The organism is Halomonas rhizosphaerae (assembly GCF_030012485.1).
Taxonomy (GTDB): domain Bacteria; phylum Pseudomonadota; class Gammaproteobacteria; order Pseudomonadales; family Halomonadaceae; genus Halomonas; species Halomonas rhizosphaerae.
Window position 1 is genome coordinate 157,884 of sequence record NZ_JASCQQ010000032.1, and the last position, 12,678, is coordinate 170,561.

The 12,678-nt window shown below is 67.9% G+C and carries 13 protein-coding genes and 1 pseudogene; 7 read left to right on the forward strand and 7 right to left on the reverse strand.

The genetic code is table 11. The features are described 5' to 3' along the window. Positions 1 to 104: 104 nt before the first annotated feature. The 6 genes from QLQ86_RS15410 (at position 105) to QLQ86_RS15435 (ending at position 6,543) form a co-directional block, all read left to right on the forward strand. Positions 105 to 1,850 (forward strand): M14 family metallopeptidase, encoded by a 1,746-nt coding sequence (locus tag QLQ86_RS15410; protein ID WP_282817538.1) that lies wholly within the window; start codon positions 105 to 107, stop codon positions 1,848 to 1,850. Positions 1,851 to 1,909: 59 nt separating this feature from the next. Beyond that, positions 1,910 to 2,359 carry a GNAT family N-acetyltransferase gene (locus QLQ86_RS15415; protein WP_282817539.1) on the forward strand — a complete coding sequence of 150 codons (450 nt, stop codon included), beginning with the start codon at positions 1,910 to 1,912 and terminating at the stop codon, positions 2,357 to 2,359. 93 nt (positions 2,360 to 2,452) lie between these two features. After that, positions 2,453 to 3,523 carry an SO_0444 family Cu/Zn efflux transporter gene (locus tag QLQ86_RS15420; RefSeq protein WP_282817540.1) on the forward strand — a complete coding sequence of 357 codons (1,071 nt, stop codon included), beginning with the start codon at positions 2,453 to 2,455 and terminating at the stop codon, positions 3,521 to 3,523. A gap of 74 nt (positions 3,524 to 3,597) precedes the next feature. Continuing rightward, positions 3,598 to 4,188, forward strand: coding sequence for an NADPH-dependent FMN reductase (locus tag QLQ86_RS15425; protein WP_282817541.1), 591 nt, complete (start codon positions 3,598 to 3,600; stop codon positions 4,186 to 4,188). Positions 4,189 to 4,282: 94 nt separating this feature from the next. Further along, the gene (locus QLQ86_RS15430; RefSeq protein ID WP_282817542.1) at positions 4,283 to 5,245 is read left to right on the forward strand and encodes a zinc metalloprotease HtpX; all 963 of its coding nucleotides are present in this window, start codon (positions 4,283 to 4,285) and stop codon (positions 5,243 to 5,245) included. 47 nt (positions 5,246 to 5,292) lie between these two features. After that, positions 5,293 to 6,543: a M20/M25/M40 family metallo-hydrolase gene (locus QLQ86_RS15435; RefSeq protein WP_282817543.1), complete on the forward strand. Its 1,251-nt coding sequence runs from the start codon at positions 5,293 to 5,295 to the stop codon at positions 6,541 to 6,543. Positions 6,544 to 6,610: 67 nt separating this feature from the next. On the opposite strand, the gene QLQ86_RS15440 is transcribed toward QLQ86_RS15435, so the two are convergent. Continuing rightward, the gene (locus QLQ86_RS15440) at positions 6,611 to 7,504 is read right to left on the reverse strand and encodes a ribose-phosphate diphosphokinase (RefSeq protein WP_282817544.1); all 894 of its coding nucleotides are present in this window, start codon (positions 7,502 to 7,504) and stop codon (positions 6,611 to 6,613) included. Between the two features lie 13 nt (positions 7,505 to 7,517). Beyond that, positions 7,518 to 9,101, reverse strand: a complete 1,584-nt coding sequence (locus tag QLQ86_RS15445; RefSeq protein ID WP_282733656.1) for a thymidine phosphorylase family protein — start codon at positions 9,099 to 9,101, stop codon at positions 7,518 to 7,520. A 172-nt stretch (positions 9,102 to 9,273) separates the two neighbouring features. On the opposite strand from QLQ86_RS15445, the gene QLQ86_RS15450 reads away from it, so the two are divergent. Next, entirely contained in the window at positions 9,274 to 9,735 is a 462-nt protein-coding gene (locus tag QLQ86_RS15450; protein WP_282733655.1) for a potassium channel family protein, read from the forward strand. A gap of 36 nt (positions 9,736 to 9,771) precedes the next feature. Here QLQ86_RS15450 and QLQ86_RS15455 read toward each other — a convergent pair whose 3' ends face one another. From QLQ86_RS15455 to QLQ86_RS15475, 5 genes and pseudogenes are all read right to left on the reverse strand, one after another. Then, complete coding sequence (locus QLQ86_RS15455) at positions 9,772 to 10,143, reverse strand: thiol-disulfide oxidoreductase DCC family protein (RefSeq protein WP_282817545.1); 372 nt, start codon at positions 10,141 to 10,143, stop codon at positions 9,772 to 9,774. 93 nt (positions 10,144 to 10,236) lie between these two features. Continuing rightward, entirely contained in the window at positions 10,237 to 10,773 is a 537-nt protein-coding gene (locus QLQ86_RS15460; RefSeq protein ID WP_282817546.1) for a GNAT family N-acetyltransferase, read from the reverse strand. A 201-nt stretch (positions 10,774 to 10,974) separates the two neighbouring features. Then, positions 10,975 to 11,427 carry a hypothetical protein gene (locus tag QLQ86_RS15465; RefSeq protein WP_282817547.1) on the reverse strand — a complete coding sequence of 151 codons (453 nt, stop codon included), beginning with the start codon at positions 11,425 to 11,427 and terminating at the stop codon, positions 10,975 to 10,977. A 398-nt stretch (positions 11,428 to 11,825) separates the two neighbouring features. After that, positions 11,826 to 12,002: pseudogene (locus tag QLQ86_RS15470) on the reverse strand (cation transporter); the annotation flags it as partial. A 274-nt stretch (positions 12,003 to 12,276) separates the two neighbouring features. After that, the coding region (locus QLQ86_RS15475; protein WP_282815545.1) for a phasin family protein at positions 12,277 to 12,678 on the reverse strand (402 nt) is incomplete at its 5' end.

The window sequence follows — 12,678 nt, forward strand, 5'->3', positions numbered from 1 at the left end:
CAGCTTGGCACAGCCGGCCCCAGAGGGGTAAGACGCGCCAGCGACGCCCCTTCCCGAAGGATGCACCATACTGACAGCGCAACACGGCACGGCGAGGCATCGGCATGACCCACGACACGCTCAACGGCCCCTTCCGCCACCGCTACCTGAACCACCAGGCACTGACCCGCCAGCTCGAGACCTGGGCCCGGGACCACCCGCAGCTGGCCCGCCTGGAGAGTCTCGGCACCAGCCCTCAGGGACGCGACCTCTGGGTGCTGGCCCTCGGCCCCGAGCCGGATCGCCGGCGTCCCGCCGTCTGGGTGGACGGCAACATGCACGGTACCGAGCTGGCCGGCTCCAGCGTCGCCCTGGCCGTGGCGGAAGCGGTCCTGGCGCTGCACCTGGCCCCCGAGCGACTTCCCGGGGAGTGGCCCGAGCACCAGTGCCGACAGCTGCGCGAGGTGCTGTTCTACATCTGCCCGCGCCTCTCGCCGGACGGCGCCGAACAGGTGCTGCGCCAGGGCGGTTTCGTGCGCTCCGCCCCACGGCGCACCGCCGGCAGCCCCGAGCGGCCCCGCTGGCGCGCCGAGGACCTGGACGGTGACGGCCGCTGCCGCTTCCTGCGCTGTCTCGACGAGGCGGGCGATTTCGTCGCCTCCCCCGACCATCCGGGGCTGATGCTGCCGCGCCGCGTGGCGGACCCGCCGCCCTACTGGCGGCTCTACCCCGAGGGGATGATCGAGCACTGGGACGGCGAGACGATCCCCGAACCCGACTGGCTGGCCGACACCCCGGACTTCAACCGCAACTTCCCCTGGGGCTGGCGGCCCGAGCCGGAACAGGTCGGCGCCGGCCACTACCCCGGCGACGCCCCCGAGACCCGGGCCGTGATCGACTTCGCCCTCGCCCACCCCAACCTCTACGCCTGGCTCAACCTGCACACCTTCGGCGGCGTCTTCATCCGCCCGCTGGTCGATGCCCCGGACAGCGGCATGGCCCCGCATGACCTCGCGCTCTATCGCCAGCTTGCCGCCTGGGCCCAGTCGCACACCGGCTACCCCACCGTGAGCAGCTACGAGGAGTTCAGCTACGAGCCCGAGACTCCGCTGCATGGCGACCTCATCGAGTTCGCCTACCACCAGCGCGGCTGCCTGGCCCAGGTCTGCGAGCTCTGGGACCTCTTCCAGCGCCTCGGCCTGCCCCGTCCCGAGCGCTTCATCGACCACTACACCGCCCTGGACCGCGAGCAGATGGAGCGGCTGGCCCAATGGGACCGGGTCAGCAATGGCCAGCGGCTGTTCGGCGACTGGCGACCGCTGACGCACCCCCAGCTGGGCGAGGTGGAGGTCGGCGGCCTGGATGCGTGCCTCGGCATCTGGAACCCGCCGCCGGAGATCCTGCCGGCGATCTGCGACGGCCTGGCGGCCTACTGGCTGCAGGTCGCCTCGATGATGCCGCGGCTGGTGATCGAGGCGGTGCACTGCACGCCGCTGGCCGAGGGCGTCCATGCGCTGGACGTGACGGTGGCCAACCACGGCTACCTGCCGAGCCATGGCGTGGAGGCCGCGCGCCAGCGCCCCTGGAACGGCGGCGTGGAGGCCGAGGCCTCCCCCCGGGGCTGCAAGCTGCTCGAACCCGACCGGGCCCGCCGGGTGCTGGGGCACCTGGACGGCTGGGGCCGCGGCCTCGGCGACGCCGCTCAGATGCCCTGGTTCCAGCGCTCCCGAGGCAACAGCCACCAGGCCCGTGTATGCTGGGTGATCCTGGGCGAAGGCGAGGTGACCGTGCGGGTCGGCAGCCCGCGGCTGGGTGAGGTGCACCGGACGATACCGATCCCCGGGGAGCCCGCTGCACCGGACCCTGGCTGAGCGGCCGCGACGCCTCACCCCATGCGGCGGGGTAATGCCCCCAACGGGAGGAGCATGCGATGGACATAGCACTGAAGGACGTCACCCGCGAGAACTTCGAGGCCGTCATTGCGCTGGAGGTCGCGGCATCACAGCGTGACTATGTCGCTGACAACCTGTACTCCATTGCCGAATCGAGCTTGCATCCGACCTATCGGCCTCGTGCCATCTATTGCGGCGGGGAAGTGGTCGGCTTTCTCATGTACGAATCCTTCGACCAGGACGACCGGCCGCCTGCCTACAACATCTTCCGGCTCATGGTCGACAGACACCATCAGGGCAGAGGCATCGGGTACCGGGCCATGCAGTGCGTGCTGGACGAGATCAGGGCACAGGGCCCCTTCGAGCGCATCGCGATCTGCTATGTATCCACCAATCAGGTCGCCCGGGACTTCTACGCCAGCCTCGGCTTCCAGGAGACGGGACTGAGCGAGGAGACCGGCGAGGTCATTGCCGAGATCCGGGGCTGACGAGGGGCGCATCCTGCTCGCCCGGAGCGGCCATGCTTGACGGACGGGTGACCGCCGGCCCCAGAATAGAACATTGTCTGCGAGGAGTGCTCCATGCCCCTGCTGAACGCCATCCTGGCCGTCGCCCTCTCCGCCGCTCCCTGGCTGCTGCTGGGGCTGGTGATGGCCGGGCTGATCAAGGCCCTGGTCTCCGAGGCCCTGCTCCAGCGCTGGGTCGGCGGCCATGGTCTGGGCAGCATTGCCCGTGCGGCCGTGATCGGTGCTCCCTTGCCGCTCTGTTCGTGCGGGGCGATTCCCACGGCGCTGGCCATGTATCGCGGCGGCGCCTCGCGCGGCCCGGCCACCGCCTTCCTGATCGGCACTCCGGGGATCGGCGTGGATTCCATGGCCATCACCTATGCCCTGCTCGGTCCCTTCATGGCCGCGGCCCGGGCGACCAGCGCCGTGCTCACCGCCATCGTTACCGGGCTGCTGGTGGGCCGTACCGCTCCGGCGAGCGAGCCACCCAGCGCCGAGACCCGCACCGCGCAAGGCTGCGGGGGCGGCTGCAGCAGCGGCTGTGACGATACGCGGGAGGCCTCTGCCGAAACCGCCTCGCAGGGGCTTGCCGGTCGGCTGGCCGGCGGACTGCGCTATGCCTTCACCGACATCCTCGACGATATCAGTCTCTGGCTGCTGGTGGGCCTGCTGGTCGCCGGGGGCCTGATCGCCCTGGTACCGCCGCAGCAGCTGGCCGAACTCGGCAGCGGCCCGGGGGCCATGCTGCTCATGGCGGTGATCGGCATTCCGCTCTACATGTGCGCCACCGCCGCCACGCCCATCGCCGCCGGGCTGCTGCTGGCCGGCGTCTCGCCCGGCACCGTGCTGGTCTTCCTGATCGCCGCGCCGGTCACTAGCCTGGCCACCCTCGGGGTCTTCCGCCGCGAGATGGGCAACCGGGCCCTGGTGGCCTACCTCGCCGGCATCCTGGCAAGCGCGGTGCTGCTGGGGCTGGGCGTGGATGCGGTGGCGAGCTGGTGGCAGCTCGACATCACCCGCCAGATCGAGGCGGTGGGCGAGCTGCTGCCGGCCTGGGTCGAGTGGCTGGGACTCGTGGTGCTGACCGGCCTGGCGGTAAAGCCGCTTCGCCGGACGCTCTCCGGCCACCTGCCCCACCACGCCTGACCCAGCGACCCGGCAGGCTGTGCCAGCATCGATAGGTCACTGCCGGGAGAACGATGGACCCCGAAGGAGCCCACATGACAGATCGCCAGCCTCACCCCCGTATTCTGGTCTTTGCCGGCAGCAGCCGCGCCGGCTCGTACAACAAGGCACTGGCGCGCCTGGCCGCCGAGCGCATCAAGCATCTGGGCGGCCGACCCACCTTCATCGACCTGCGTGACCACCCCATGCCGCTCTATGACGGCGACCTGGAGACCGAGCAGGGCCTGCCCGAGAGCGCCCGCGTGCTGCGTCGCGGCCTGGCCGACCACGAGGGCCTGCTGATCGCCTCGCCGGAGTACAATGGCTTCATCACCCCGCTGCTCAAGAACACCCTGGACTGGCTGACCCGGCCCCACGAGGGCGAGAGCGGCCTGACGCTGTTTCAGGGCAAGCTGGCGGCGGTGGTCTCCGCCTCGCCCGGCGGACTGGGCGGCATCCGCAGCCTGGGGCTGGCCCGTCAGCTGCTGGCCAACATCGGCGTGACGGTGCTGCCGGACCAGCTGGCCGTGGCGCGGGCCGCGGAGGCCTTCGACGAGGCCGGCCGGCTGCGTGACGAGACGCAGGGGGAAAAGCTGGATGCCATCTGCGGGCGACTGGTCGACAGCCTGCACCGGCTGCACGGTTGACCCCCGACCCTTCACACCTCGGCACGCCTTCGAGGCGTCACGGAAGCCGCCCTCCGTGACGACCATCCTCGCCTGACGACTGCAAAGGGACGCCATGCCGATCGGGAGACAACGACTCTGGCGCAGCCGGGTAAAGAACAGCCTGCAGACCCTGCTGATCATGGGCGGCCTGGCCCTGGTGCTGGCCGTGCCCGGCTACCTGCTGGCCGGCGGTTTCGGGATCGTGGTGAGCCTGGGGATGGTGGTGGCCGGGGCCTTCGCCGGTAGCTGGGTGCCGGCCCGCTACATCCTCGCCGATGCCGGGGCCGGCCTGCTCGATCGCCACCAGGCACCGTCGCTCTACCGACTGCTCGATACGCTCTACAAGCGCGCCGGCCTCACCCGACCCCCGCAGCTGTTCTACGCGCCCTCGCCCGACCTCAACGCCTTCGCCGTCGGCACCCGGCACGACGGCGGCATCGCCGTCACCGAGGGCCTGCTGCGCACCCTGACGCTGCGCGAACTGGCCGGTGTGCTGGCCCACGAGGTGAGTCACCTGCGCCATGGCGACACACGGGTGATGTCCATGGCCGCGGCCATGACCCGCCTGACCCTCTGGCTGACCACGGTGCTGCAGCTCAGCCTGCTGCTGATGGTGCCCCTGATCCTGGCCGGCGAACTCCGCCTTCCCTGGGGCCTGCTGCTGGTGGTGGCCTTCGCGCCCAGCCTGAGCACCCTGCTCCAGCTGGCCCTCTCCCGCAACCGTGAGTACACCGCCGACCTGGACGCCGTATCCCTGACAGGCGACCCTGAGGGGCTGGCCTCGGCGCTGGCCGTGCTGGAGCGCCACCATGGTCGCTGGCTGGCCACGCTGTTCGGCCGCCATCCGCCCGCGGGGCTCGACTGGCTGCGCACCCACCCGCCGACGGAGGAGCGCATCCGCCGATTGATGACCGTCGACGAGCCGCCGCAACCGCCCCTGCATGATCACCACGAGGACCACGCCCATGTGCCTCCCGTGATCACCGAACGTCCGGGCCCCATGGGCCGGCGCTACTGGATGCGTCGCCGACGCTGAGGCGCTCGCCCCATTCCCCACTTCATGAACGAGCGAGAAAGAACGACATGAGCGATAAGCGAAAGCCCTGGAACAGCCCCATGCCCGCGCCGCAGTTCGACCTGATGCGGCGCATCCTGTCCGCACCCAGCCCGGTAGGGCTCGAGGCCGCCATGACCTACGGCGTCCTCAAGCCCCACTTCGAGAGCTTCGCTCCCGCAGGCTGGCAGCTGCGGCAGTTCATGGGACACGCGGGCGTAGTGCTGGATACCCACCCGGGCCGCGACGACCTCTTCAAGGTGATGATCATCGGCCATGCCGACAAGATACGCATGCAGGTCCGCTCCATCGGCGAGGACGGCAAGATCTGGATCAATACCGACTCCTTCCTGCCCGGCGTGCTGATCGGCCACGAGGTCACGCTGTTCAGCGAGGACCCCGAGGCGCCCGGAAGCTACCGGCGCATCGAGGGCGGCACCGTGGAGGCCCTGGGGGCCATCCACTTCTCCGACATGGCGCAGCGCTCGGGCGAGAAGGGCATCAAGAAGGAGCAGATCTATCTCGACCTCCAGATCCACGGCGAGAACAAGAAGCAGCAGGTGGAAAACCTGGGCGTTCGGCCCGGAGATTCGATCATCCTCGACCGGGCTATCCGCCACGGCTTCAGCCCGGACACCTTCTATGGCGCCTACCTGGACAACGGTCTGGGCTGCTTCGTCACCGCCGAGGTGGCGAGGCTGATCGCCGAGGCAGGCGGCACCGAGCAGGTGCGCGTGCTGTTCGCCATCGCCAGCTACGAGGAGATCGGCCGTCTAGGCAGCCGGGTGCTGGCCGGTGAGCTGCGGCCCGACGCCATCATCGCCGTGGATGTGAACCACGACTATACGGCCGCCCCCGGCATCGGCGACCGGCGCATGCAACCGCTGGAGATGGGCAAGGGGTTCACCCTGTCGGTGGGCGCCATCGCCAGCGAGCAGCTCAACCGGATCATCGAGACCACCGCCCGGGAACAGGGCATTCCCGTGCAGCGGGACATCGTGGGACCGGACACCGGCACCGACGGCATGGCCGGGGTGCTCGCCGCCGTGGACTGCGTGGCCACCTCCATCGGCTTCCCGATTCGCAACATGCACACCATCTCCGAGACCGGCTACACCCGGGACGTGCTGGCAGCGATCCATGCCATCACCCATACCGTGCAGGCCCTGGACGCCCTGTCGGACCCGCACCGCGAGTTCCGCGACAACCACCCGCGCCTGGACCAGGCCGGGCCGTTGGTGCACCAGGGCGCCGACAAGCCAGAACCTGCCGACACGTGACCGTACCCAGCGAGTGAGACGCATGCCGCAGGGCGGGCAGGGCCCGCCCTGCGGCTGAGGGGCAACGCTAGCCGAGGGCGGCGAGCGCCTCGGCCAGCACCGGGGCCATGGCGGTGGCATTGCTCTGATGCGCGATGCAGTCGGTACTCCAGACCTCGCCCACGCCGGCGGCCTGGATCACCGCCAGGGCATCGCCGGCGAACAGCGCATGGGTGATCGCCACGTCCACGGAGACGGCGCCAGCATCGATCAGCGCCTCGGCGGCACGGGCAAGGGTGTGACCGGAACTCGCCACGTCGTCCATCAGCACCACCTGGCGGCCGGCAACCTCGATGTCCGGCAGCTCGACCCGCACGTTACGGTCGCCGTTGCGGGTCTTGCGACAGGTGCCGACATCGAAGCCGGAGACCTCGGCGGCTTGCCGGACCCACTGCAGGGCCTCCTCGTCCGGGCCCAGCAGCAGGGGGTCGTGGCGCTTCTCGGCGACCAGCTCGGCCAGGCGCGGGGCGCCGGAGAGCGCGACGGCGTGCTCGAGGGGAATCGCCTGGTCGAGTCGCTCGATGCGGTGCAGGTGCGGGTCCACGGTGATCACGGCATCGAACAGCTCGGCAAGGAAGCCGCCGACGATGGTCTGGCTGACGATCTCGCCGGGGTGGAAGGCGATGTCCTGGCGCATGTAGGCGAGATAGGGCGCCACCAGCACCAGGCGTGTCACGCCGTGCTGGCGGGCGTGACGCGCCAGCAGCAGCAGTTCGACGAGCTTGTCGTTGGGCCGGTCGAGGCTGCGATAGAGCACCAGGGTCTCGGGAAAGGCGCCCGCCTCGGCGAAGGGAAGCCGCAGCTTGAGCTCCTCGTCGGGAAAGCGGTGGCACTCGACGGCGTGGGCGGGCAGCCCCGCCGCCTGGGCGAGCCGCCGCGCGGGGGCCATCTCGTCCTGGAAATGCAACAGTGCGCGAGTCATCGGACCTCCCTGTTCAGAACTCGACGTTGAGCCGGATGATCTCCTCGGCGCGGCCGATGGCGATGCCGGGATCCCGCTCGGTGGACTGGTGGGCGAAGCTCAGCTCGTTGCGATAGGCGGCATGGACACGATAGAGCGGTTGGCCCCGGGTCACCGGGTCGCCGATGTGCATCAGCAGGTCGACCCCGGCACCGGCCGCCTTGGGGGCACCCGCCAGACGAGCGATGCGCGCCAGCTTGAGGTTGTCGATGCCGGTGACCACCCCGTCCGCCGCGGCCAGCACCTCGAAGCTGTGGGGGGCCAGCGGGGGGGCGTCCGGGTCGAAGGGCCTGCCGCCCTGGGCCGCGATGATCGCCTGCATCTTCTCGGCTGCCCGGCCGTCGTCGAGGATGTCCCGGGCGATGCCGAAGCCGGCGCCGCCGCGCACGTCCGGGTCGAACTCCAGCATCCGCCCGGCCAGGCGCAGCGCCTTCTGCCGCAGGTCCATGGGCGCCTCGGGGTGGTTGGTGAGCACGCGCATCACGTCGCGGGCCTCCAGCACCGGACCGATGCCGCGCCCCACCGGCTGGCTGCCGTCGGTGATCACCACGTCCAGGGTCAGGCCCATGCGCCCGGCCACGAACTCGAAGAGCCGGCGCAGTTGCCGCGCCTCGGGCATGGAGCGCACCTTGGCATGGGGGCCCACGGGGATGTCGAGCAGCAGGTGGCTGGAACCGGCGGCCACCTTCTTGGAGAGGATGGAGGCGACCATCTGGCCCGGGGAGTCGATGGAGAGCGGGCGCTCTACCGAGATCAGCACGTCGTCGGCGGGCGAGAGCTCGCTGGTGCCCCCCCAGGCCAGGCAGCCGCGATGGGTGCGCACGATGTCTTCGAGCACGTCGAAGGGCAGGTCGACATTGGCCAGCACCTCCATGGTGTCGGCGGTGCCCGAGGGCGAGGTGATGGCCCGCGAGGAGGTCTTGGGGCAGAGCAGGCCGTGGGCGGCGACGATGGGTACCACCAGCATCGAGGTGCGGTTGCCCGGGATGCCGCCGATGCAGTGCTTGTCGACCACCGGATGCTCGTGCCAGTCGAGGCGGCGCCCCACCCGGCACATGGCATCGCTCAGGTAGAAGACCTCCTCGCGGTCGAGCTCGCCGCGGTCGCAGGCGACCACGAAGGCGGTCAGCTCGATCTTGGAATAGCGCAGCTCGGCGATGTCGCGGATGATGTGCCGGAAGTCGTCCCGGGAGAGCCGCTCGCCGGCGAGCTTGCGGTGCAGGGCGGGAATCGAGGCCGGGGGCTCCGCCTGGGAGACGCTCACCGGATGCCCCTCCTCCACCCCCAGGGCCTCGAAGGCGTCCTCGGAAAGCCCGAGCTGCGGGCAGTCGACGATGGCGGCATCGTCCACCACGTTGAGGCTCGCCAGGATGCGCTGGCCATTGGCGCGGACCTCCACCTTGGAGAGTGCCTGGAAGCCCTCGGCGCGGTAGAGATCGCATTCGCGATGCAGGTAGGCCACGTTCTCGCGGTAGGTGTCGATGCCGACCCGCTTGAGCGAGAGCGGCGAGAGGGTGTCGTCCAGGGCTTCCGCCCGAGTGGCATGCGTCGTCGTCATGACTGCCTTCCTTGCGGCGGGTGCCGGCCTGCCGGCCACGCATCACGCGGGTGACGGATGGCCCATCCTAGCAGCGCCCCGCCGGGGCGTCATTCGAGAGAGGGCCGGGCCAGTGACGCCGGCCCCGGGATCGCGCTAGGCTGGCGCCATCCCGACAACAGGAAGCCTGCCCGTGCTCGATGCTGCCCTGGATGCCGGCCACCTCTGGGCCGTGGCCATCACCCTGATCGCCGTCGTGGCCTGCATCCTGCTGCACTACGAGGTGTCGCTGAGGCTGTGGCGGCGCCTGGAACAGTCACGCAGCACCCTGCGCCGGCGCTTCCTCAAGCTGACCTTCGGCCTGTTCGCCGCCCACGTCACCGAGATATGGATCTTCGCCGTGGCCATGGCCCTGCTCGGTGAACACCCCCTGGCCGGCGGCCTGTCGGGCATCGGGGCAACCAACTTCCTCGACTATGTCTACTTCTCGGCGATCACCTACACCACCCTGGGCTATGGCGATCTCTTCCCCACCGGCCCGATCCGCTTCATGACGGGCACCGAGGCGCTGATCGGCTTCATGCTGATCACCTGGTCGGCCTCGCTCACCTTCCTCGAGATGCAGCGTCACTGGTCGGCCCGGCAGGAGCGCTGAGCCATCCCCGGCGAGGAGGATGTTGCCCCCGCCGGCTCAGGGCAGGCGCCCCTCCCTCGCCAGGCGCTGCCTCACCCAGCGGTCATAGCACCAGCGCAGCGCCGGCTTGATCCCCGGCAGGCCGACCAGCCAGGCCAGCGGCTTGAGGCGTGGCACCCGGCGCATCAGCAGGATATAGGCGTCGATGCCTTCCTGGATGCGCCCGTCCGACTCTTCCACATGCAGCGAGAGCAGCGCCGCCTGCGGGTCGATGCCCTTCTCGCGCAGCGTCGTCTGGTGCGCGGTCACGTCGCACCACGCCACCTGACGCCCGGCCTCCCCCGCCCAGCGCTCGTACCGGGCACGATCCCGCCGGCAGCCGGGGCAGATGCCGTCGTAGTAGACCTTCAGCGGTGGCAGACTGGACATCGGATAACGCTCTTTCCTTCGTACCCTACCGAGGCAGACTCGGCTGGGCCCCAGGGGTTCACCGAACGACGGCAAGCCTCGGCATGATATGCCTTACCAATAGGCGGGATGGTCGAACGCCGTGACGCCGCCAGGGACACCGGCCAGGGCCGTCATCTCATGCCCATCCAGCGACTGGCCGAGCCAGCCTTCCGGCTGGGACAGCCGGAAGGGCGCCGGCGCCGTCTCCTCGGAGATCGGCCTGAAGCCGACACGCGAATAGAACGCCGGATCTCCGTAGGTGAAGACCCGCATCACGCCCCTCTCCTTCAGCCGGTCGAGGCCGAAGCGTATCAGGCGCTGCCCGATGCCCTGGCCCTGGTAATCGGGCTGCACCGCCACCGGTGACAGCAGGAAGGCCTCGACCGGGGTATCGAACCTGAGCCTCGAGAAGAAGAGGCTGCCCACGATAAGGCCCTTCTCCATGGCCACGAATCCCAGGAAATCCCGCGGGTCGGTATCGGCCATCAGTTGGCGCACCAGCCCCCCGACCAGTTCGCCTTCTGCTGGCCCCTCGGAATCGGAAAAGGTCCTTACAAACAGCGCCTGGATCTCCGCCGACTGGGGCGCTTCATACCGTACCAGCTTCATTGCCCTTGTCCCTCCCCGGGTTCGCCAAGGCGGTCAGCCAAGAGGGAAATGATCGCGCTAGACTCGCGTGCCCCCTGTGCATATCTGCTTTCGCCACTGCGTTCATAGCGCAACCGCAGCACCCTGGACAAGACGGTAGAGGCCGTATGGCCAACGGAGCAGCCGGTCCGAGTCAAGGCTGTTGGCAGGAACATGCTGCTACTAGGTCGCGCCTACACCGCTCAGATGAGGAGGAACCTTTACCTCGTCGGATTCCAAATCCCACGCTTGGCCGGCGATTCTCCATTGGCCAGCATCCTTGACCAATAAGAGCATCTCCACTCCCCGGCTTACCTGAGTCTCATTTTCAACCGTTTCGCAGCCAGCTAATGCAACGGCGACATTGCCGAACACGCGAACTTCCGTGCCCAGAACCGTCTCGTGAAATGAGCGAAGTTTGGTTCCTTCAAGCCCGGAAAGCCGTTCCATGAATGCGTTGACGGACTGCTGCTTCACAGGTCGTTTCGCTGGATATAACGGCGCGCCAGCAAGAAAGTCGGACTTGAACGCATCCCAGTCGGCCGACGCATCCGGCGTCCAGCTTAGGCTGCCAAACTGTCGCTTAATCACTGCTTCTATAGCTTGCTCATCAGGCATTTGCGTCTTTTCTTTCATGATATTGCGCCTCGGTTATGCGTGCCTTGGCGATAAGTGGATTAACGATCATCTACCGAGTTACTAACGGGCATTAGACAGCCAGCACATTGACTTCCTCGAACGCCCCGCACATTCAACCGGGCTATGCCGCGTGCCATTCGCACTTGAACGGATAACATCCATATAAAATGGGTATAAATATATGGATCAATCATCGTGCCGGCTAGATAGCACGGATAGACACACGGGCTGTCTTTGTTGTCATGGGGACTTTTGGCCGTCAGGTGCCGTATACGACATTCCAGTTTAGCCTCATACCCGCCTGTCGGCCAGAAATGGACTTTGATCACCTTCGTATAGACGACAAACCACGGAACGGGATATCGGGCCCCGTGCAGTTAACCGCCCAAACCTCGTTACATGAAACGTATGATCTTGAGAGCAAGAATGCTCCTGGCATCGTCAAGCAGAATAGTCCCCGCAACGGCACCTATGATCAGGTCTGGATAGTTGAAGCCAGTCTAGGCAAGGAGTGAGCCCGCGAGGATACCGCCATGATTGATGACCACATCATTGGCCGAAAATAGGGCACTTCGTCGTCGGGGGTGGAGTTCGCCCCGGGGCTGGCGTCGCCATCGAATCCGGCAAGCCTCTCGGTCGAAGTCGGCTTCAGTACAGAGTGACCCGCTTCTTCCATTTCGCGTGACCACACTCCCCGCCCGATCATCGCGCCGTCGTCAATACAGATTCCCGGCAAGGCAATGGGTCTACCACCATTACCCTACCTCTCCATAGAAAACAGGCCGCCGATCATGGATCGGCGGCCTGTAATATTACGTCATCGCGGCCCGCTCGGCGGGCCAGGAGTTACTTGGCCTTGGGAGTGGCTTCCTTGACGGCCTTGGTGGCGGTCTCGGTGGTCTCCTTGGCGCTTTCCTGGGCCTGCTTGACGCTGCCCTCGGTCAGCTTCTGGCTTTCCTGAACGAACTCCTGCTGCAGGGCCATCACCTTCTCGGCATCACCCTTCAGGCGCTCGGTCAGGTCCTGGACCACCTGCTGCTGGCCTTCCAGATAGCCCTTCAGGCCTTCGGCGTCCTTGACCTCGGTCAGGCTGCGCAGCTGCGCCAGGTTGATGTCGGCATAGACCTTGGTGGCCTCGAGCTGGGTATTGACCAGCTTCTCGGTGAAGTCGACGGAGAGGGCGGCGAAAGCCCGCGCCGGGGCGAAGAAAACGGACTCAAGCTGGGCGGTGTCAAATTGCTTGGCGTC